A 20,035-nucleotide genomic window follows, 5' to 3' on the forward strand; every position below is an offset into this window, starting at 1 on the left:
GAATAATCCTGCTACTTATAACAAACTCAGTTTTTGTAAATTGAAAATTATCTAACAATTTATTAGACTAATGAAATGTACTATTGTAATAATATTAAGAATTTTTTTTAATATACAGCTTTAGTGCTTTTATAGCTAGAATCAAAGTGTATACAGCAAGCAATGATAGGGTGAAGACAAAAGCCATTTGAATTAACGGTAATATATAAAACATTGCTGAATTCACAAATAGAACCTCCTTATCTTTTAATTAAAATACCATAGGTAAAACAAGTATTCTAGCTGAATTCACTCAATTTTTATTGTGACAAACTTACCTTCATTTTAGGATACTTTATTTTAGATAGAATCATGTATCCTAAAATAAGAGTTCTAACACTTTTCATTAAAGTGTTAGAACTCTTATTTCATTAGTTTATACGATTTCCAGCTATATTATAGACGGTTTCTTTATCTCTTTTTCCAATAAAAACGACTTGGATCACTTCAAATTTCCCTTGTTCTTTTCTGAAAATAATGCAAAGTCTTATTTTTTTATTTTTCAGTTTATTATACTGAGCTAAAGCGCCGTTTAACACGTTGGCAACAAATTAAATTTCTTAATTTGACAAATCAGAGCAACAAAGTTAGTTTATTTATTATATTTCTTTTTAAATTGACTAACCGTTTGACCTGTCCAACTTCTAAAAGCCCTATTAAAAACATTGGCATCTGAGTAACCAACCAAAAAGGCAACTTCATCGGTTGACATAGACTCATTTTTCAAATAATTTCGTGCTACCAATTCTCTGGTATGATTTAATTGTTTGATGAATGTAGTCTTTTCTACAGCAAGTCTCCGTTGAAGCGTCCTTGGGCTTACTCCTAAATCTGTTGCGACATCGTCTACTGTATAGGCACCACCCGGAATTAATTCTATTAATTTATTTCTAACCTTAGCAGCATACGAATCATCCGATTCTAACTCGTCTATTCGTTTCTTCAACTCTGGTTCCAGATACTGCCACATTGTATTATTCGCGGTAAGGAACGGCTCTTGCATATCAGCTAGATCAAACGAAAGCTCATTCTTTTCACCAATATGTGGTTTGACTCCAAAATATTGTTCAAATTCATCACCGTACTCATATAGCGAAGATACTTTTTTAGGTACAATATTCATCCCTGTAGCTTTTCTAAGAATCGCTACTATAAGAACTTGTTCGCTTAACACCGTAAATCTGGGAATGGGTGTATGGTAATCATCAAACACGAACGCTAACTCAAGTGTACGGCTATGCTTGACGATAGTTAGTGCAAAAGGACCCATCAGTTGCTTATACGTCGCTAATCGTTCAATGCATTTCATACCGTTTCTGGCACACATCGCTGCAAATAAAGGCGGGACAAATAAAACTAGTTCTTCAACATTACTAAGCTTCAAAATATGTTCGTTAGTCGTTACTGTTTCCATGCTATTCATAAATGAAACATATTGTTCTTTATTAATACTGATACCTTCATCATCAATATTTTCGTATGGAATACCCGCTTTTTTAAAAATACGCTCACCATTGACACCGATACTATCTAGAAAATTTTTATAAGATTGATCTACCAGAAAAAAACTCCCCATTACTTCACCTACTCTTATAATTACATTTGTGATTTAATAATTTTATCAAAAACTTTATCTGACACCAGTTTTCGAATGAAAATAGCTGGCTTAGCACCCATACCAACGAGATATCTAGTTTTTGGCTTTTTAACTGTTGCTGCCTTGACAATTGCTTCTGATACCACTCTAGGATCAGACAGTTGTGTGCCGCTATAGTTTTTGCGCATTTTATCTGCCGTTTCTTTTGCACTCGTTTCATATACACTATTTTTGGATGTTTTTATCAGATTATCGGCTGAAATAATACCCCAATCAGTTTTAACACCACCGGGTTCAATAACTACAACATCTATGCCAAACTGTGCAGTTTCTAATCTCATACTGTCGCTTAAACCTTCTACAGCAAATTTAGTGGCATGATACCATCCGCCAAAAGGAGTATAAATCTTACCTCCAATGGATGAAATATTAATAATTCTACCAAATTTATTTTTCCTCATATGTGGCAAGGCTAACTGACTCATTCGTGCAAGACCAAACACGTTTACTTCTAATTGTCGTCGAGCTTCTTCCATTGGGACATCTTCTAATGCACCGTATGACCCATAGCCTGCATTATTAACAAGAATATCCAAACGTCCTTCATTATTAATTATCGTTTCTATACTTTTAACCATCAATTCTTCACTCGTGACGTCTAATTCTATAATGTGTATTCCTTTATCCTCAAGACTCTTAAGCTTGTCCATTCTTCTAGCGGCTCCATAAACAGTAAATCCCGCATTGTATAAATCAATCGCTGCTGCATAACCGATACCACTACTAGCGCCCGTTACTAATGCTACTTTTTTACTCATTCTTGCACCTCCATAATTATTTGCTCACGAAGCAATCAAAACGATTTAACCATCCGAGCTATGATTTAACTATACAGTATTGATCGTTTCATTTTAATTGCAATACATGACACAAAACGAGCAATTCACGCCACTAAAAGTATTTTCAAGTTACCTTGATGAGCAAGTATTGTCTAACTTAATTTAGAAACTTATTAGAAGAGGGTTCAATATGTGACAAACAGTAAGTTACTATCTATCTATAAGTCAATTTTCAGAAATATATAGCATAAGTAAAAATGAGGCACGGAGAAAATTTAAAAAAGCAGATTAGAAAACTAGCAATAAAAACATATTAAGTTTAGCAGTGTAGACACCACTAAGGTGGGATCTATACTGCTCACTTCAGATTAAACATTTACTTGAAGTGAGCAAAACTGAGTCGGAATCCATTCTTTTTGTCCCCAAATTTTTGTACTTCCAAAACAATAATATTTTTTTTCAGTAACTCTTGTAGAATATTGTCTACTTCTGCTTTTGTTTTTTTCGGAAAAAGGCAATATAAGTGGAATCCACCTTTAGCCGGTTGAAATTCTATATCTTCTCCAAATTCTATTCTTAACCATTTCTCCATAAGGCGGGCTCTTTCTGCTAACTTATTTTTGATCTTTTTTTGGTGCTCATCCACCTCGATTCGTAAATAATGATCGGCCATAAACTGAGATAGAAAACTGAGCTCTGAATCAATTTGAATTCGAATATCTGCCAGTTCCTTCAATACCGTCTTGGGACCGACCATCCAACCAATTCGCAGATGATTTCCTGCTAATTTGGATAAAGTGCCTAAATAAATAACCTGTTGTTGTTGATCCATCTTTTTCAAGGGACTATTATCGACTGACTGATCAAAAGACAATGCGCCATATGCGTCATCTTCTACAATGGGAATCCGTTTCATCAGGCAATAATCAAGAATGTCCGCTTTCCGTTTAGAACTCATCACAAATCCGGTTGGATTTTGAAAAATGGGATTCAGGAAAATCATTTTTAAAGGATAGTTTATGGACGCTTCTTGCAATCCTTTAATTGTCATACCTTCCGTATCCATAGAAATAGGTATAATACGAAGGCCTGCTGCTTGAAATAAGCGGAGAGAATAAAAATGAGAAGGAGCTTCGATACCAACTGCATCTCCTGGTTTTAATAGCCCTTGTGAAATAAGAAATAATGCGTTTTGGGTCCCAGAAGTAATCATAATTTCTTCTATCGGAACTTCCATTTGATACGTTTTTTTGAGATACAACTGGACACTTTCTCTTAAAGAATGCATTTCACTATTTAAGGGACTCTGTTTTTTTTCTTGCTGGATTAATTCTTTCCAAGATAAACTTGGTGACTGAAGTTCCGGCAATAAATCCGCAGGTAAGTTACCATTTGATAAGTCAATGACTTTGTCCTGTTCCTGCTCCCTAAATCTGGCAATAGCCTGTTGATAGTCACTCTTTTTTTTAAAACTATCAGTAGTGAGTGAAGTACCCCAGTTGATCAAAGGTTTTGTTTGTAATCCCCATTTGTCTGGGTTCACATAGGTCCCACTCCCTTTTTTTCTTGTCAGTACTCCTTGGGCTGTCAATTCCTCCATTGCTCGGATGACAGTGGATCGATTCACTTTTAGATATTCAGCTAATTTTCTTTCCGCAGGCAAACGGATTCCAGGCTTTAATTCACCAGACTTAATTTTTTCTTCCGTCAGCAACATGATTTTTTGATATAATGGCATGCTATGATCTCGACTAATACTCCATTTGTTCATGATATTTCCTCTTTCTTAGATATTTATTTTATTGTATCACGAATTGGATGGTAAATTTGTAATCCAATTGGATGTAGTCTACCGGTTTTTTCTTGCGTATACTTTCAATCAGTACTAGCGCAGTAGAAATAAGAGGAGGAATTAATATGAATAAAAATATTATTGCCAGCACAAGAGTCAAACGTGGAATGGCTCAAATGCAAAAAGGCGGTGTCATTATGGACGTGGTAAATGCTGAACAAGCTAAAATTGCAGAAGCAGCAGGAGCCGTCGCGGTCATGGCTTTAGAACGCGTACCTTCTGACATACGAAAAGAAGGTGGAGTTGCCCGTATGGCAAATCCTGCTATTATTGAAGAAGTAATGAATGCCGTTAGTATTCCTGTAATGGCTAAGGCACGTATTGGACATATTTCTGAAGCACGTATTTTGGAAGCTATGGGAGTAGATTACATTGACGAAAGTGAAGTCTTGACTCCAGCAGATGACGCCTTTCACTTACTGAAATCCGAGTATGTAGTGCCATTTGTCTGCGGCTGCCGAGACCTAGGTGAAGCTTTAAGGCGCATTGGAGAAGGAGCATCGATGCTTCGAACTAAAGGGGAACCTGGAACCGGAAATATAGTAGAGGCTGTTCGTCACATGCGCAAAGTAAATAGTCAAATACGTGAACTTTCTACTAAGACATATGATGAGTTGATGACTTTTGCTAAAGAGATAGGAGCTCCTTATGAATTAGTAAAGGAAATAAAACAACTTGGAAAATTGCCAGTTGTAAATTTTGCTGCTGGTGGAGTGGCTACACCAGCTGATGCAGCCTTAATGATGAGTCTTGGAGCAGATGGTGTGTTTGTCGGTTCTGGTATTTTTAAATCCGAATCACCAGAAAAATTCGCTCATGCCATTGTTCAAGCAACTACGAACTACGAAGACTACGAATTGCTAGCTAAGCTTTCTAAAGGTTTGGGTGAACCAATGAAAGGAATAGAAATCAGTCAATTACTTCAATCTGAACGGATGCAGGAAAGAGGTTGGTAAGCATGTCAAAAACTATAGGAGTTCTCGATCTGCAAGGTGCCGTTACGGAACACCTTATTGCCTTAAAAAATTTAGGCGTAAATGCAGTATCTGTCAAGAATACTAAGGACTTTGATGCTCTAGATGGCCTAATTATTCCAGGCGGAGAATCAACAGCAATTGGTCGATTGATTCGAGAAAAAGAGTTGGAGAATCGTCTGCGTTCTTTTCATAAAGAAAAAAAAGCTATTTTTGGAACATGTGCAGGTCTTATACTCTGCAGCACGGACGAAAGTCATACCACGGACGATTTGCGCCTGGGTTTTATTGATATGGAAGTAGAACGGAATGGTTTTGGAAGACAAGTAGACAGCTTTGAAACTTCTCTCCGTTTTTCAGGTATCGATCAAGAAGTCGAAGCGGTGTTTATCCGTGCTCCTTACATTCAATCTGTCGGACCAAATGTAAAAGTTCTGGCTTCTGTCAATCAAAAAATTGTAGCTGCAGAGCAAGAAAACGTACTGGTGACTGCTTATCACCCTGAACTAACTGAGGATTATGCTGTCTTGAACTATTTTTTAAATAAGATTCGTTAATCAATCTACTTAATATAAAGACCTAATACATGAATTTAGATTGAATCATGTATTGAAATAAAAAAAGTAACCGTTAAAATTATACGGTTACTTTTTTTATTTTTGGTTATCCACTATTTCTTGTAGCAATCCATTGTCATCGTTACTATCAAGTGAATTAATTTTTTCGCTTTCCATTTCAACTCTGCCAGTTGTAGTACTAGTATTATTTGCAGCAGTATAGGTTACTGTTACTTTAAATTGATAACGTTCGGGTCTGTCTTCATCTTGTACAACACTAATTTCATTAGTAGCTATGCTATAGTTTGCATGATCTGCTTCAACTGAATAATTGAGTCCTACACTAACTCTTTATTCAAAGTTACACACGGTACTCCGTCTTCATAATAGACGTCAGACTCTTTGGTGTAACCTAGTTTTTCATAAAACCCAACGGCACTTAGTTCACCATGTATGACGGACGTCGTACACCCCAGTTTTTTACCCAAAGCTTCCAATTCTTTAACGACTACTTCTCCCAATCCTTTTTTACGATATTCCTTGAGAACGGCAATTCTTCCGGGCCGGATAGTATCTGAGTCGATTTGCTTATACCGTCCGGTTGCCACAGGTCTCTCTCCATCATAAATGACGACATAAATCGTCTCGTCATGATCCTCTAAATCAAATTCTTCTTTGAGCGGAATACCTCGTTCCATGACAAATACCTGCATGCGAACATATAAAGCAGCAGCTCGATTCCATTTTTCTTTCCCAATGTGTGTTTTCATTGTCAGTCCCTCTTTTCTTAAAAATATTTTTCTGGAATTAGGATGTGTTTGAAAACTAATAACTATTCTGATTTTTGGGCTAACTGAGAAAGGTAGGATTGATTAAAATAGATATCGAACAACAAGAGCGACCTAATGAATCATGGAGTTAAATAAAATTATCTTCTATTGTGAAGTTACTCGAATTAGCGCTCGTTGCGGCTACCCAAATGAAAAAAGCAGTAAACGTAAATTAAAATAAACCTTATAGTTAGCGATCCCCAAAAAATTAGAGTGAATTCTAAACTTTGGAGGTCGCTTTTTTTAATTCTTTACATAGGGTCCATTTCAGTTCTTCTATTAATTGAATTTTTTTAAAGTCTGTTCATAGAGTTCAATAATTTCTTCACGACTAATTTGCTGTTTTTTCTCCTTATACCAAAAGACGGATTGAATCGTGATACCCATAATGATCTGTGCTTTATAACTAAGCTCCATGGGTAATTCTTGGTCACTAGAACCTTTCTTTATCTGGTTACCTAACATGCTCTTCCCATACTCGCGCACACTTTCAAGTTCAAAAATGATATTGGCATTCATTTGAATACTGAAAATGAGATATAGAAGATTATCAAATTGATCCAATAGCTGTTCAAAAACAATAATAAAAAAGTTATCTTTTTCTTCATTTGAGTTTTTGACAGCAAAATCAAATATTTCATTCATTTTATGTTTAATAAAAAAGGTTATAAAATCATATTTATCCAAGAAATGATTGTAGAAAGTTGGTCGTCGAACCATAGCAGCATCACATATTTCTGTTACTGAAATATTTTCAAATTCTTTTTCATGTAATAAGCTTTCAAATGCTTCTATAAGTGCCTTATGCGTTTTTTGAACCCTTAAATCTAACTTTTGCATATAATGCCTCCTTTTTAGAGAAAAAATTATCAATTATCGTAAAAATGTAAATTATTTATCAGATACTGAAATTATGTATCTTGTTCTCCTTTGTACGACTAGTATAATAAATATTATAACATTTGTAAATAAAGAAACAAATGTAAATTATTTTACAATCGACATTTAAGAGAAAGGTGGAAATACGATGTCAGTTATTGAAGTAAAACATGTAACCAAAGACTATGGGTATGGACGTGGAATATTTGATGTTTCCTTTGAGATAGCAGAAGGAGAAGTCTTCGGATTTCTAGGGCCCAACGGTGCTGGAAAGACCACTACTATTCGTCACTTGATGGGATTTTCCAAAGCTCAAGAAGGTGAATTATATATTAATGGTAAGGATTGTTGGAAATCAGCTGATATCATTAAACGCGATGTTGGTTATTTACCTGGAGAGATGGCTTTTCCCAAAGGAATGACCGGAAATAATTTTATTCAGTTCATGGCTGAAGAAAGACAAATCATCGATATGTCTAGAACAGATTATCTTAAGGAACTTTTTGAATTGGATACATCAATGGAAATTAAAGAAATGAGTCTTGGATCTAGACGAAAGTTGGCATTGGTGACAGCTTTTATGCATGATCCCAAAGTGTTAATTCTAGATGAACCAACCTCAGGCTTAGACCCCATTATGCAAGAGCGTTTCATCCAATTTATCTTAGCTGAGAAAAAAAAAGGTAAGACTATTCTACTCTCTAGCCACATCTTCAGCGAAGTGGATGCAACTTGTGACCGTATTGCCATTATAAAAGAAGGGGAAGTGGTTTCAACCATTGAAGCTGCTAAGTTGAAAAACAGTACGAATAAAGCTTTCAAAATTGAATTCGCAACGAATAAAGATTATCAACAGTTTCTGTCTCTTACGCAATTTAAAATTCCAGTTGAGCGACCTGATCAGAATCAAGTTAAGTTAAATCTGACGGATGAGACCATGCAGAATTTATTTATTGAACTAAGTAATGTGAACATTAATTTTATTTCAGAAATCAAATTTACACTTGAAGATTATTTCATGGATTTTTATGACCGTAAGAAGTCTGTAGCAGCTGGAGAGGAGAACTTAGAACATGCCATACATTGATATTAAGCACCTGACTAAGGACTATGGAAACGGACGTGGCATTTTTGATATGTCTTTAGCAGTTGAAAAAGGTGAAATATATGGTTTTGTTGGCATCAATGGTGCAGGAAAAACCACGACTATTCGACATATGATGGGATTTTTAACTCCAGATGAAGGAACAGTCACCATTAATGGGCTTGATGCTACTAAAAGTAGTGCAGAAGTTAAACGATATGTATCTTATATACCTGGTGAAATTAATTTTCCCGGTAACTCTACAGGGGAAGACTTTTTAAAGGATCAACTCTATTTATCAGGTCGTGGAGATTGGACACATGCCGTTAAGATTAGTGACCAGTTTCAATTAGATGTGACAGCTAATGTACGTTCTATGAGTAAAGGGATGAAGCAGAAAACAGCAATTGTATCAGCCTTTGCCTCTGATGCCGATATCTTGATCATGGATGAGCCAACGACGGGCTTAGACCCTTTGATGCGAGATATCTTCATTGAACTACTGAAAGATGAAAAAGCAAAAGGTAAAACCATTTTTATGTCTAGTCATATTTTCCAAGAATTGGAAGAAATCTGTGACCGAGTCGCAATTATTCGTGATGGTACGATTATTGATGTCATTGATATGAGGGATATTCGCTACAACAAGACTAAAACTTATAAAATGGAGTTTAAATCATTTGAAGATTTCGATCATTTTCGCAGCCTAGGTTACAACTTGAATCGAATTAAGTTGGAAGATTTACAATTAAATATTACGATTCATGATAAAGATATCAACCATTTAATTCAAGATTTAAAACACTTTGATTTAGTCTATTTCAAGGAAATCAAAGCTACATTCGAAGCCTATATTACTCAAATATTTAAGGAGGAAAAATAAAATGTTCTCAAAACCAGTTTTTAAACAAAGTGTTCAAGCTAATTGGAAGTTATGGGCTATTGTCACCGTGGTTGCGTCACTGATTCTATCCACTTTTATGGTTACTTTTGATGCAGAAGGCTTCGCCACAATAGCATCTGCTGCTGAGGGAACAAGATTTTCTAATTTGTTATCGACGATGACTAGTCTGTTGGGAAGTCTAGAAAACTTCTATAAACTGATTGCCGTTATATTGGGAATCGTCTATGTAGTGTTTACTGCGAATAATCTAGTGGTGAATGAAGTAGATTCTGGCTCAATGGCTTACACCTTGTCCACGCCGATTAAACGGTCTAGTGTTATTTTTACTAAATCAATCTATTTAATCTTTTCCATTGTTCTAATGTATAGTATTATTGGGAATGCCGGTCTAGGTGCCGCTCAATTTCAATATCAAAATGTGACCGGCTATCCAATCACAGATGATGTACGAGCAGCCGCTGAGGCATTAAATCAAGATGAAGGCTATGTATCAGAGCGCTTATATTTAATTCTAGAAAACGATCATGCCATGAAGGAAGCAGCCACTGCGAGAGATATGGATACTGAATCTTACCCACTTTATTTGGAGGGTCTCATTAATGAACGTTCATATCAAGAAACAGCGGACATTATTACGGATGAACGTTGGGATATCTATAAAGACGACGAGGACATGGAAGATGAGGATATTGAAATCACAGCGAAGGAATTGACTGACGATCCAGCTATGATTCTATCAAGTAATGATGCCCTTGTCGCAGGAGCCAAAGTAAAAGGAATGTCAGTGAATGTATTCCAACAATTTGTTAATGATGAAATAACTACGCTTGAAAAGGAAATTGAATTGCCTAATAAAGGCGAAATTGTTAATGAAAAGGATACAGAAATCTTATTACAATTAGTGATTGAAGCTTCATCCAAAGCATTGAATATGGAGAGCGATCAAGTTGCTGAAAATATTTCCTTAATTAAAAATCCTGTGGCGATAGAAGCTGCAACAGAAGCAACGGACTTAACGGAGCAACAAATAATAACTATGTCCAATCAGGCCATGATCGCATCTGTAAGATCTGTCGATGAGGCTCTAGATTTCGATACAGAAGCCTACTTCTGGTTAAGTGCAGGACTCTTATTGTTAATATTGGCCTTAAGTTCAATTTCCTTCTTTGCATCAACCTTATTTAACCGCACAGGCTTGGCTTTAGCTATTGGTGGAGGTATTCCATTTGCTTTCTTCCTCATTGCCATGATTCAACAATTGATGGATACTGCAGGAATTCTTGAATATATAACTATAACGAGTTTATTTGATACTGAGGCAATTCTAACAGGTGGAGATTTCGGTTGGGGCTTAGTCGCTTTAGGAGCTATTACCTTCGTCTTGTACGCTGCATCGAATGTTATCTTTACTAAAAAGGATTTACCTCTATAAAGAATTATTTTTGTACAAATCATACTTTATAATCATGTATTGCAAAATAAGAGCTCTAACACTTTTTATTAGAGTGGTAGAGCTCTTATTTAATTAATTTATACGATTTCCAGCGATTTTATAGCCGGTTTTGTTATCCCTTTTTCCAATAACAACTACTTGAATCACTTCAAATTTACCTTGTATTTCTCTAAAAATAACACGAAGGCCCATTTTTTTGTTTTTCAGTTTATTACATTGAGTTAAAGCGCCATGTAATGGTTGACCAGCGTCCATGCCACGTACTTTAATACGATTAAGGGCTTTATCGACAAAAATCTTTTGGCTTCCGTCAAGCTTATCATAATCATCTCTTGAGTATTCTGTCCATTCAATTTGGTACAACGCTTACTCCCACCCATCTTCTTCGTCGATAGTAGGCACTTCATTTGCTATTGATCCACGGAATTCACTATCAGAAAAAGTAGCTACTTTTTCATTTAGTAATCTTTTTTCAGCGATTAAATCAGCAATTTGATCATATAAACTGTCAACTTCTTTATTTAATGTTTCATATTGTTTTTGTGTTAACATAACTCCGGCTACTTTTTCTCGATTAAAGATATAAACCCCAGCAGCTTCTTTATCAGCTTTTTGAAAAACCTCCATAGGAGACCTTTTTACTTCGGAAATAGAAGACGTTGGAATATCTAATATTTTCATGGCCATATAAATCCTCTCCTTTACTTAAACCTATTTTAAGCCTTTTAAAAAACTTTTTAAAGTCTTTTTGCTCCTTTCTAAACATTTAATGATAAAAAAACAAATAAAAGAGGTTCACCTATGCTTGAAATGGACCCTGTGTCAAGGACATTTTAAAAAAGAGACCTCATGAAACACTCAATAAAAGCTGCTCCCTGTAATGAACAGGGGGCAGTTTTTTCAGATTCCATTGTCCACGTTCATTGTTGTAATAGTCCATATAATCAGTCACAATTGCTCGAAGTTCTTCCAAATTCCCACAATCTTTATACTCTATTTCATCTTTCAAATGTCCAAAGAACGACTCTTGTGGAGCGTTATCCCAACAGTTCCCTCTTCTGGACATGGATTGCCCTAACTGATTATCAGCCAATTTCTTATGGAATTTAGGGCTGGTGTAATGGACTCCCTGATCTGAATGGATAAAGGCATCTTTATGTAGCGTTGTGCTATGGGCACTCATTAATAAATCAACCGTTGTTAATGAAAGATCAAGTTTTAAACTGTCAGACACATAGTGAGCTAGAATTTCTTTCGTTGTTCCATCTTTTACAGTTGATAAATAACCTATAAACCCGCCGGTTCCAGGTAAATAAGTGATATCTGTTAATAAAACTTTATGGGCTATTCCTTGATCAAACTGACGTTTCAACTTGTTCTCAACAGTGCTGTGTTCTTTGGTGGCTTTTGCCATTCTTTTATAGGGGTTTGCTTTACGAATAGGACAGAAGATATTAAATTTCCTCATCAGGCGCTGTACTTTTTTACGATTGACGGTAATGCCCAGAACGTTTAGGAAGTACATTACGATACTTCGAGAACCTTTCTCGTAACCACGGTAGTTATAAGCTTCTTCAATTTGAGTTCTCCAGACTTGATCTTCCTCATCACGTGCATTTCTACTGTCTAAACTTTTAACATAATTGTAGTAACCTGAACGAGAAACACCCAACGCTTTACAGGCATCTATGAGGGTTCCTGTATAGGAACCCTTGGTTTTCATTTCATGGATCCTTGAAAAGATTCTGCTAATCTTTTCGCTGTTTTCTGGCCTCCTTTCGCTCCATTCTGATTTTTTTAACAAGTCATTTTCTTGTCCTAATAATAGGATTTTGGCCTGTAACTTTTCAATTTGTTGTTCAAGTGTTAATGGTGTTTTTCGAGGTCTGCCTGAACAATCTTGTCGTGTATCTTTCAATGCCAAAACACCATTATCACGGTATCTTTTTCGCCATTTACCAGCGAATGATCTTATCCTACTTTTACCAATCATTTCCGGATCAAATCCAGCTTCAATAAATAGTTGCTTAGCCGTTTTTGAACCCAATGATTCTGAAACAAAGTAGCGTTTAAACTCATCGGAATAAGTAATACTTTTCTCCGATACATTTTTAACGTATGGGTTTGCTTTTAAAATTTGAATTTGTTCTGGTGTAAATGTTAATTTTGACATTTATCCGCTCCTTTCTGCACGAAGTGCAAGTATTAACCTATTCTTCTTTATATCAGTATACAAAAATAGACCCTATAGAGAGCACCTTTTTTTGGTGTCCATTCTATAGGGTCCATTTTAGCTGACGTGTTCCTCTTTTATTTAGATAACGTTAATTTAGTTGAGTTTTTAGGGCAACAATTGCACTTTCAATAATTTATTGTTGAGTAGCCAGAATTAGAAATTCCGTTTCTAGACACTCTTTTATTTCTTCAACAAGTACTAAAATAGCGCTATTAATTGGCAAATATACGTCTGCTGATGGCATGATTTTCACATCCTGTTTGTTATAAATAATAACGAGTAAGAAGTGGGAAATGTTACTTAGACTTCTCTCAATACATGAAATTGCTTAAAAGTATGTATCGAGAAACTTAATTTACCGATGTTGTAGGTACGTCATTTCCGGCTATTCTACAAGCAAATATAATTTAGTATTCAAGTCTTTTTGAGTATATATTTTTCAATTACTTTGGAATAAATAATGATAACAAATAATATATAGATTGTTTTACCAATAGTTCCTTCGAGATCAAATGCTACAAAAAACATTGGTAAAGAACCAACAACGTAACCCCATAATATAGTGGGAGCATTTAAAAAATTCCATAGTCTTTTTATCACATTCACTTAACCCCTCCTGAATAAAAAAAAGATATTAATTTGATAATAACAAAAAAAGTGAGCATTTCCATGGTCTTTAAAGCTTATACTAAGAACACATGAACTTACATAAAAACATGTATCCAGAACCTTAATAGAACAACATTCTTTTTTTATCTATTACTCATTTTTATAAGTAGTTTGCGATCCTAAAAAGCTGCTGTGCTTACAATAGCACTGCTAGTAATAGTTATTTAAAATTATATGAATTATTCAGGACAATAAGATAAGATTTTTACCTAAAAAATAAATTTATGATGTTATGAATTACAGCAACGATTGATGCCAACTCACAGCCCTCACCTTTTATTATGGTTATAGTTTTTTAGAAATATTCTCTAATGGTATAATATGTTTAAGAGTTACATCGGGTTGGTAAAATAGTATAAACTTTAATTCAGAGCTTGCATTTCAATAATAATGGGCCATTAAATAGAGCAAAGGAGGAATAAATCATGTTTGATTTTATAGGCACATATTGGCCATTACTATTCTTGGCTTTGTTAATACTTATTGCAATTGTACTTCGAAAAAAAACACATTTTTTTATTGGGCGGCAAGAATTGTAGCAATATTAGATATTATATTCTTAGTATGGGAGTCATTAAAGAAGGAAAGCTATAAACTTAATAATTTCTTTTCAGATAATATTCTGACGAGTATCCCTTTGTTGATTATACTGATAGTAGCCTGGAAATACGAACTTGCCGGTGCAATAGGATTTTTTCTAACAGGAGTATTTTTTCTTGTCTATTTTGAATGGGGAGATTTCCCAATTGGAATTGTTCCACTTTTTGTTGGGGTTTTATTCGCTATAAGTTGGTTTAAAAACCGGAAAAAATAAGTTGGAATTTGAATATTATCTTATGAAGATATTACGGTAAACATATAATGTTTTTCGTGGTAAAAAATATATAAAAACAAACTATAATTTGCTTTTACGACATTTAACATGAGAAAGTACATCATCAGAAGTTTTCTCCCTTAGGCTAGCTCTTCTACCGCAACACAAAAATAGTTTCATTCATTCATCAGTTTTCTAATGAATGAAACTATTTTTATGTTTTTATCTAGTAACGTCCTATCTTCTTTTTGCCACGTTTACTTGTTTAATAAGCTCCTGATGAATAAGTTACTTCGTAGCTATGACTATAAATCTCAAATACAATACCAAATGGATCTTCTACATAACACATTTTATAAGGTTTTTCATTCGGATAATACTCTCTAATTGGCATTCTTTGTTTGCCACCATGAGCTACGATTCTTTCAACCATGCCTTCTACATCTGGGTCTTGAACACTAAAATGGAATACTCCAGTTTTCCAGTATTCAAAATTATTTGCTGGGCTCTCACTATTTGGAAATCCAAAGACCTCTACACCGATTCCATCTGATGTTACCATGTGAGCAATCCGTAAATTTCCCCAACCTTCCCCAAAAACATCTATACACATCTGTCCAATAGCTGTTTCACTTTCTTCCACTACATCAGACGGCAGCATAACAATATACCAGCCCATAACCTCTTTATAAAAATTTATAGCTTTATCTACATCCGGAACGGATAGTCCAATATGTGAAAATGCTCTTGGATACATCATCTAATCTCTCCTACCTGTACAACAAATTTATGGTATTATTATGCTGTATCTTTTTCCTTTAACATCAACTATTGTAAATCGAATCTTTTATGAGAACAATACGGCACAATTTTGTGGGGGAGTTACTAAAAGGATACTAATGGATTAGTCCAGGAGGCTGAAATGGGAAAAATTAAAACTAGCTATATCTGTTCTTTGGGACTTACCATAGATTTGATAGGTGGAAAATGGAAATTAGTCATTCTTTGGTATTTAATAGACAACACAAAAAGATTTACCGAACTTAGACGTTTAATACCGACGATCACACAAAAAATACTTACAGAACAGTTAAGAGAATTAGAAGTTAGTCATATTATTTCTAGAAAAGTGTATCCAACTGTACCTCCTAAAGTAGAATACTCACTTACTTCTTATGGTGAGAGTCTGATTCCAATCATAAATAGTCTATGTGACTGGACTGAGTCTTATGCGGAAGAAAATAATATCACTTTATAAACAGATTTTTTAATCAGGAATCTTATTTCATTAAAAGTAATACATGAAATTGTATAGAATCATGTATCGCAAAATAAGAGCTCTAACACTTTTCATTAGAGTGTTAGAGCTCTTATTTAATTAGTTTATACGATTAAGAACCTTATCAACAAAAATATTTTGGCTTCCATCAAGCTTATCGTAATCATCTCTTGAGTATTCTGTCCATTCAATTTGGTACAAATTTTACCCCCACCCATCTTCTTTATCGATAGCTAGTACTTCATCTGCTATTGATCCACATACTTCACTATCAGAAAAAGTTGCTACATTTTTATTTAGTTGGATTTTTAGGGCGATAATTGCATTTTCATTAATATTTTGTTGAATGATTTGAATTAGAAATTACGTGTCTAGACACTCTTTTATTTCTTAAACAAGTACTAAAATAGAGATTTTAATTAGGGTGTGTCTTAAAACTGACTCCTAAGATGGTTCCTGGTACAATAAAAGGCAGTGATATCATTGGCAATCGTGCTTACGGCTCTTTAGGTTTTCGAACTTATGTGAGTGATCACGATGCGATCTACACCATTACATTAAAGAAAAATACAAAAGAACCTTGGGATATCGATTGGTGGATGTATAAAGAACGTCTTTTAGTTAAGTGTTTTTTTTATGATTAAAGCATTTCCGTCATATCGTGACACGTTAGGATGATCTTGTAAAGTCCTACTTAGCCTTTGTATATAACGGCTATTTTTCTCTTGACGAAATAGTTTTAAGACACGCCCTAGTACATATACGTCTAATAATTTATTAAATTTTACCTTTTCCTATTTATGTATTTCATAATTTTTGATCCATTTTCACTATTTCTATGTGGTACCACATTTATTTTGTCTCGCATATAAAAAGGCTCTACCTAATAGAACTATTAGATAGAGCCTTTAGTACTAGAATAGTCTTAAATAATTGTACGAATAATCTTTCTCTATCCTCTATTCTTGTGATAATTCATCTTCTGTTTTTGGCCATTTCCCCACCATCTGTTTGTAGATATTCCAAAATGTAAACTGTTGTCTTTTCAACAGAATATATGGTGGCAGTCACACCTTCCATGTGGCTTGTCTCTAAAGTTACTTCTGTTCATTCACTTAAATGTTCTTCTTGATTGCACGCCTCTGGTATTTCTTCTTTTAATACCCATTGTCGTCCATATTATTATCCATATCTCCTGGTTCATTCATCATTTGAGAATCGGAACTATTTTCAGCGGCTGGAATACTGGATTGTCCACTTGTATCATCGGACTCCTGATTTTCATTATCTTGAGGTGAGCAAGCTGCTAGCAGAGTTAAAGAGGATAAGGTTATCATCCCAGTAACGATTTTCTTTTTATTCATAATATACCTTCCTTTCTTTATTTGCTGTTTGCGTTTGTGAAATTATACTTAGAGTTTAACTTTTTTATACCGAAAAATCAAAGAATCAACTTTATAAAAAGAATTCATTCAAACTAATTTTATTTTTGATAAAAATTAAGAAAGCAAATAGCTAGATTGGAAAACATCTTACGAAGCGTTTATGGAAAAGCTGTTGCATCTAATACTGTAATTCATCCTTTAAAAAAATAATACATGAAATTGGATACAGACATGTATCAAGAAACTTGCTAATCCAAGGTTCTATTTTTATATTCGCGTAAAAAATGAGGAATATAAAAATAAAACGAGAACGGTTTCATATGATTTGATGCGTAATAGTAGATCAAACAACCAAAAATGAATGTGTTTTATAAAAAAAAAGATATTGTGCCCTCGATGATTAAGGCGTACAATTAAATAAAGTTAGGTATGCCTTAACAATAAAAGGAGTTTTTTTAATGGAGTTGTCAAAGTTAGATAAAGATGATCTGGTAGTAGTGACCGAAATTGCTCATCCTGATGCACAAATGCAACAACGATTAATGGATTTAGGTTTTTATCCAGGTGGAACAGTCAAATTGGTATTGGTTAGTCCTAAGAAAGATCCGAAAGCTTTTGAAGTAAGAGGAACGGTTATCGCAATCCGTAATGAAGATGCCAAATATATAAAAGTAGCACTAAAGGAGAAAAATGATGTCAGATGAATTTGTGTTGCACAACGAAAAAAATGGTCATGTTATTTCGTTAGCAGGAAATCCTAATGTTGGAAAAAGTACGGTTTTTAACCAATTAACCGGTTTAAAACAACATACAGGTAATTGGCCTGGTAAAACAGTTGGTATTGCAGAAGGAACGAGTCAACACAAAAATACCTATTATTGTTTAGTAGATCTACCAGGGACCTATTCTCTCTCCTCTAATTCTGAAGAAGAAGAAGTTGCACAAGATTTTATCCAATCTGATTTATCCGAAGCAACTATTTGTGTTTGTGATGCTACCTCATTAGAACGCAACCTGAATTTAGTGCTGCAGATCATGCAAATGTCGGATAAAGTAGTGGTTTGTGTTAACTTAATCGATGAAGCACGTAAAAAAGGAATAGAAATTAACATAGAAAAATTGCAGTCATTATTAGGTGTCCCTGTTATTGCTACAGCAGCACGCCAAAATGAGGGATTAGACAGCTTGATGTCTGCTTTAGATAAAGTAGTCTCTGAAGAAATTAAAATGAATCCATATATGAAAAAAGCCTTAGTTAGTTTAAAGGAAAATCAAGAAGAGAATACAAAGGCCTTGTTAGATCGAGCTACAGTCATAGCTAATGATGTGATTAGTTTCACAAAAAAAGACCATAATCGCCGTGATCGTAAGTTAGATAAGATTTTAACGCAAAAATTAACCGGTATTCCAATTATGATCTTATTGTTAGTGGTTGTTTTTTGGTTAACGATACAAGGAGCTAATGCACCATCAAATGCTTTAGCAAATATGTTCGGCACAATAGGTGTTTATTTGAATCAATTTGCTGTTTCTATTAATATGCCTGAGTGGTTAAGAGGGGCATTAATGGATGGAATTTATAATGTTCTCTCAACAGTTATTTCAGTGATGCTGCCCCCAATGGCTATTTTCTTTCCATTATTTACTTTATTAGAAGATTTTGGTTATTTACCGCGTGTCGCATTTAACTTAGACAAATATTTTGCAAATGCCGGAGCATGTGGCAAGCAAGCATTAACGATGTGTATGGGATTTGGTTGTAATGCAGCAGGTATAACAGGAACCAGAATCATCAATTCTCCTAGAGAAAAATTGATTGCTATTGTAACAAATAATTTTGTTCCATGTAATGGACGCTTTCCTATTTTGATTTCAATTATTACTATGTTTTTTGTCGGAAGCTCAATAAGTTTGGGGAGTAGTTTACTTTCAGCTGTTATTCTAGCAAGTACCGTCATATTAGGTGTATTAACGACTTTTTGGACTTCTCAATTACTCTCTAAAACTATTTTAAAAGGCGTTCCTTCTTCATTCACCTTAGAATTACCACCTTATCGTAAACCGCAATTTGGATCAGTTATTGTTCGCTCTATTTTTGACAAAGCATTATTTGTTTTATCGCGTGCAATTATCGTTGCTGCACCAGCAGGTTTAGTTATTTGGGTAATGGCCAATGTGATGATCGGTGATTCTAGTATATTAACTTTGGTAACAACCGCAATTGATCCGTTTGCTCGTTTAATGGGCTTGGATGGAACAATACTGATGGCTTTTATCCTAGGTTTTCCTGCTAATGAAATTGTTATCCCAATTATGGTCATGGGTTATTTAAGTAAAGCAACGCTTTTTGAGTTCGACTCACTAGATCAATTTAAAACGCTTTTGTTAGATAACGGTTGGACTTGGTTAACCGCCGTGAATACTATTTTATTTACACTTTACCACTGGCCTTGTTCTACAACTTTATTGACGATATACAAAGAAACGAAAAGTGCTAAATGGACATGGATATCTTTCTTAGTGCCTACCGTAATGGGGATTGCAACAACTATGATTATTACCTTTTTAGCCCATCTTTTTCATTTAGTTTAAAATAAAAGAATTAAGCAGGTTAAAAACATGTGTCAGGAATCCTATTACAATA

Annotated in this window: 22 protein-coding genes; 10 read left to right on the plus strand and 12 right to left on the minus strand. The window is 34.6% G+C overall.

The window, feature by feature from the left end; all coding sequences use genetic code 11:
* Positions 1-631: 631 nt before the first annotated feature.
* The 3 genes from BR50_RS04605 to BR50_RS04615 form a co-directional block, all read right to left on the minus strand.
* The gene (locus BR50_RS04605; protein WP_034546707.1) at positions 632-1,615 is read right to left on the minus strand and encodes an AraC family transcriptional regulator; all 984 of its coding nucleotides are present in this window, start codon (positions 1,613-1,615) and stop codon (positions 632-634) included.
* Positions 1,616-1,635: 20 nt separating this feature from the next.
* On the minus strand, positions 1,636-2,454 hold the full coding sequence (locus BR50_RS04610) for an oxidoreductase (RefSeq protein ID WP_034546710.1): 819 nt from the start codon (positions 2,452-2,454) through the stop codon (positions 1,636-1,638).
* Between the two features lie 397 nt (positions 2,455-2,851).
* Positions 2,852-4,246: an aminotransferase-like domain-containing protein gene (locus BR50_RS04615; protein ID WP_034546712.1), complete on the minus strand. Its 1,395-nt coding sequence runs from the start codon at positions 4,244-4,246 to the stop codon at positions 2,852-2,854.
* A 146-nt stretch (positions 4,247-4,392) separates the two neighbouring features.
* Here BR50_RS04615 and pdxS point away from each other — a divergent pair, with 146 nt between their 5' ends.
* Positions 4,393-5,283, plus strand: a complete 891-nt coding sequence (gene pdxS / locus BR50_RS04620) for a pyridoxal 5'-phosphate synthase lyase subunit PdxS (RefSeq protein ID WP_034546713.1) — start codon at positions 4,393-4,395, stop codon at positions 5,281-5,283.
* Positions 5,284-5,285: 2 nt separating this feature from the next.
* The gene (gene pdxT / locus BR50_RS04625; protein WP_034546715.1) at positions 5,286-5,858 is read left to right on the plus strand and encodes a pyridoxal 5'-phosphate synthase glutaminase subunit PdxT; all 573 of its coding nucleotides are present in this window, start codon (positions 5,286-5,288) and stop codon (positions 5,856-5,858) included.
* A gap of 338 nt (positions 5,859-6,196) precedes the next feature.
* On the opposite strand, the gene BR50_RS04630 is transcribed toward pdxT, so the two are convergent.
* Together BR50_RS04630 and BR50_RS04635 are read right to left on the minus strand one after the other, a co-directional pair.
* The gene (locus tag BR50_RS04630; RefSeq protein WP_034546717.1) at positions 6,197-6,628 is read right to left on the minus strand and encodes a GNAT family N-acetyltransferase; all 432 of its coding nucleotides are present in this window, start codon (positions 6,626-6,628) and stop codon (positions 6,197-6,199) included.
* A 339-nt stretch (positions 6,629-6,967) separates the two neighbouring features.
* Positions 6,968-7,528, minus strand: coding sequence for a TetR/AcrR family transcriptional regulator (locus BR50_RS04635; RefSeq protein WP_034546719.1), 561 nt, complete (start codon positions 7,526-7,528; stop codon positions 6,968-6,970).
* 187 nt (positions 7,529-7,715) lie between these two features.
* On the opposite strand from BR50_RS04635, the gene BR50_RS04640 reads away from it, so the two are divergent.
* From BR50_RS04640 to BR50_RS04650, 3 genes are read left to right on the plus strand one after another with little or no spacing between them, the layout of a single operon-like run.
* Positions 7,716-8,654 (plus strand): ABC transporter ATP-binding protein, encoded by a 939-nt coding sequence (locus BR50_RS04640; protein WP_034546721.1) that lies wholly within the window; start codon positions 7,716-7,718, stop codon positions 8,652-8,654.
* Positions 8,641-9,534 (plus strand): ABC transporter ATP-binding protein, encoded by an 894-nt coding sequence (locus BR50_RS04645; RefSeq protein ID WP_034546723.1) that lies wholly within the window; start codon positions 8,641-8,643, stop codon positions 9,532-9,534. The genes BR50_RS04640 and BR50_RS04645 overlap by 14 nt, the downstream gene beginning before the upstream one ends.
* Position 9,535: 1 nt before the next feature.
* Positions 9,536-10,987 (plus strand): ABC transporter permease subunit, encoded by a 1,452-nt coding sequence (locus tag BR50_RS04650; RefSeq protein WP_034546725.1) that lies wholly within the window; start codon positions 9,536-9,538, stop codon positions 10,985-10,987.
* A 93-nt stretch (positions 10,988-11,080) separates the two neighbouring features.
* On the opposite strand, the gene BR50_RS04655 is transcribed toward BR50_RS04650, so the two are convergent.
* From BR50_RS04655 to BR50_RS04670, 4 genes are all read right to left on the minus strand, one after another.
* Complete coding sequence (locus BR50_RS04655; protein ID WP_034546727.1) at positions 11,081-11,371, minus strand: type II toxin-antitoxin system RelE family toxin; 291 nt, start codon at positions 11,369-11,371, stop codon at positions 11,081-11,083.
* Between the two features lie 3 nt (positions 11,372-11,374).
* On the minus strand, positions 11,375-11,695 hold the full coding sequence (locus BR50_RS13105; RefSeq protein ID WP_034546729.1) for a hypothetical protein: 321 nt from the start codon (positions 11,693-11,695) through the stop codon (positions 11,375-11,377).
* A 160-nt stretch (positions 11,696-11,855) separates the two neighbouring features.
* Complete coding sequence (locus BR50_RS04665; RefSeq protein WP_034545653.1) at positions 11,856-13,181, minus strand: IS3 family transposase; 1,326 nt, start codon at positions 13,179-13,181, stop codon at positions 11,856-11,858.
* Between the two features lie 477 nt (positions 13,182-13,658).
* Positions 13,659-13,850, minus strand: coding sequence for a hypothetical protein (locus BR50_RS04670; RefSeq protein ID WP_034546731.1), 192 nt, complete (start codon positions 13,848-13,850; stop codon positions 13,659-13,661).
* A 511-nt stretch (positions 13,851-14,361) separates the two neighbouring features.
* On the opposite strand from BR50_RS04670, the gene BR50_RS04675 reads away from it, so the two are divergent.
* Positions 14,362-14,727, plus strand: coding sequence for a DUF7670 domain-containing protein (locus tag BR50_RS04675; RefSeq protein ID WP_034546733.1), 366 nt, complete (start codon positions 14,362-14,364; stop codon positions 14,725-14,727).
* A gap of 265 nt (positions 14,728-14,992) precedes the next feature.
* Here BR50_RS04675 and BR50_RS04680 read toward each other — a convergent pair whose 3' ends face one another.
* A complete protein-coding gene (locus BR50_RS04680; RefSeq protein ID WP_034546735.1) occupies positions 14,993-15,487 on the minus strand; it encodes a lactoylglutathione lyase family protein in 495 nt (164 codons plus the stop codon).
* Between the two features lie 162 nt (positions 15,488-15,649).
* On the opposite strand from BR50_RS04680, the gene BR50_RS04685 reads away from it, so the two are divergent.
* Together BR50_RS04685 and BR50_RS04690 are read left to right on the plus strand one after the other, a co-directional pair.
* A complete protein-coding gene (locus BR50_RS04685) occupies positions 15,650-15,985 on the plus strand; it encodes a winged helix-turn-helix transcriptional regulator (RefSeq protein ID WP_034546737.1) in 336 nt (111 codons plus the stop codon).
* A 470-nt stretch (positions 15,986-16,455) separates the two neighbouring features.
* Positions 16,456-16,650 (plus strand): hypothetical protein, encoded by a 195-nt coding sequence (locus BR50_RS04690; protein ID WP_074200252.1) that lies wholly within the window; start codon positions 16,456-16,458, stop codon positions 16,648-16,650.
* 331 nt (positions 16,651-16,981) lie between these two features.
* On the opposite strand, the gene BR50_RS13110 is transcribed toward BR50_RS04690, so the two are convergent.
* Together BR50_RS13110 and BR50_RS04695 are read right to left on the minus strand one after the other, a co-directional pair.
* A complete protein-coding gene (locus BR50_RS13110) occupies positions 16,982-17,086 on the minus strand; it encodes a DUF1541 domain-containing protein (RefSeq protein WP_143298332.1) in 105 nt (34 codons plus the stop codon).
* 77 nt (positions 17,087-17,163) lie between these two features.
* Positions 17,164-17,370 carry a hypothetical protein gene (locus BR50_RS04695; protein WP_034546739.1) on the minus strand — a complete coding sequence of 69 codons (207 nt, stop codon included), beginning with the start codon at positions 17,368-17,370 and terminating at the stop codon, positions 17,164-17,166.
* Between the two features lie 479 nt (positions 17,371-17,849).
* Between BR50_RS04695 and BR50_RS04700 the strand changes: the two genes are divergently transcribed.
* A complete protein-coding gene (locus BR50_RS04700) occupies positions 17,850-18,095 on the plus strand; it encodes a FeoA family protein (protein WP_034546741.1) in 246 nt (81 codons plus the stop codon).
* A complete protein-coding gene (feoB, locus tag BR50_RS04705) occupies positions 18,085-19,983 on the plus strand; it encodes a ferrous iron transporter B (protein WP_211249820.1) in 1,899 nt (632 codons plus the stop codon). Before BR50_RS04700 ends, feoB begins: the two co-directional genes overlap by 11 nt.
* The last annotated feature ends 52 nt before the right edge of the window (positions 19,984-20,035 follow it).

It is taken from the genome of Carnobacterium alterfunditum DSM 5972 (genome assembly GCF_000744115.1).
Lineage (GTDB): Bacteria > Bacillota > Bacilli > Lactobacillales > Carnobacteriaceae > Carnobacterium_B > Carnobacterium_B alterfunditum.

Excerpts from the sequence above, each read along its gene's own strand:
- BR50_RS04645 (WP_034546723.1), top strand. The coding sequence starts at position 8,641 with ATGCCATACATTGATATTAAGCACCTGACTAAGGACTATGGAAACGGA.
- BR50_RS04615 (WP_034546712.1), bottom strand. The coding sequence starts at position 4,246 with ATGAACAAATGGAGTATTAGTCGAGATCATAGCATGCCATTATATCAA.
- BR50_RS13105 (WP_034546729.1), bottom strand. The coding sequence starts at position 11,695 with ATGGCCATGAAAATATTAGATATTCCAACGTCTTCTATTTCCGAAGTA.
- BR50_RS04605 (WP_034546707.1), bottom strand. The coding sequence starts at position 1,615 with ATGGGGAGTTTTTTTCTGGTAGATCAATCTTATAAAAATTTTCTAGAT.
- BR50_RS13110 (WP_143298332.1), bottom strand. The coding sequence starts at position 17,086 with ATGGAAGGTGTGACTGCCACCATATATTCTGTTGAAAAGACAACAGTT.
- BR50_RS04700 (WP_034546741.1), top strand. The coding sequence starts at position 17,850 with ATGGAGTTGTCAAAGTTAGATAAAGATGATCTGGTAGTAGTGACCGAA.
- BR50_RS04630 (WP_034546717.1), bottom strand. The coding sequence starts at position 6,628 with ATGAAAACACACATTGGGAAAGAAAAATGGAATCGAGCTGCTGCTTTA.
- BR50_RS04610 (WP_034546710.1), bottom strand. The coding sequence starts at position 2,454 with ATGAGTAAAAAAGTAGCATTAGTAACGGGCGCTAGTAGTGGTATCGGT.
- feoB (WP_211249820.1), top strand. The coding sequence starts at position 18,085 with ATGTCAGATGAATTTGTGTTGCACAACGAAAAAAATGGTCATGTTATT.
- pdxS (WP_034546713.1), top strand. The coding sequence starts at position 4,393 with ATGAATAAAAATATTATTGCCAGCACAAGAGTCAAACGTGGAATGGCT.
- BR50_RS04640 (WP_034546721.1), top strand. The coding sequence starts at position 7,716 with ATGTCAGTTATTGAAGTAAAACATGTAACCAAAGACTATGGGTATGGA.
- pdxT (WP_034546715.1), top strand. The coding sequence starts at position 5,286 with ATGTCAAAAACTATAGGAGTTCTCGATCTGCAAGGTGCCGTTACGGAA.
- BR50_RS04650 (WP_034546725.1), top strand. The coding sequence starts at position 9,536 with ATGTTCTCAAAACCAGTTTTTAAACAAAGTGTTCAAGCTAATTGGAAG.
- BR50_RS04635 (WP_034546719.1), bottom strand. The coding sequence starts at position 7,528 with ATGCAAAAGTTAGATTTAAGGGTTCAAAAAACGCATAAGGCACTTATA.
- BR50_RS04665 (WP_034545653.1), bottom strand. The coding sequence starts at position 13,181 with ATGTCAAAATTAACATTTACACCAGAACAAATTCAAATTTTAAAAGCA.
- BR50_RS04685 (WP_034546737.1), top strand. The coding sequence starts at position 15,650 with ATGGGAAAAATTAAAACTAGCTATATCTGTTCTTTGGGACTTACCATA.
- BR50_RS04690 (WP_074200252.1), top strand. The coding sequence starts at position 16,456 with ATGGTTCCTGGTACAATAAAAGGCAGTGATATCATTGGCAATCGTGCT.
- BR50_RS04695 (WP_034546739.1), bottom strand. The coding sequence starts at position 17,370 with ATGAATAAAAAGAAAATCGTTACTGGGATGATAACCTTATCCTCTTTA.
- BR50_RS04680 (WP_034546735.1), bottom strand. The coding sequence starts at position 15,487 with ATGATGTATCCAAGAGCATTTTCACATATTGGACTATCCGTTCCGGAT.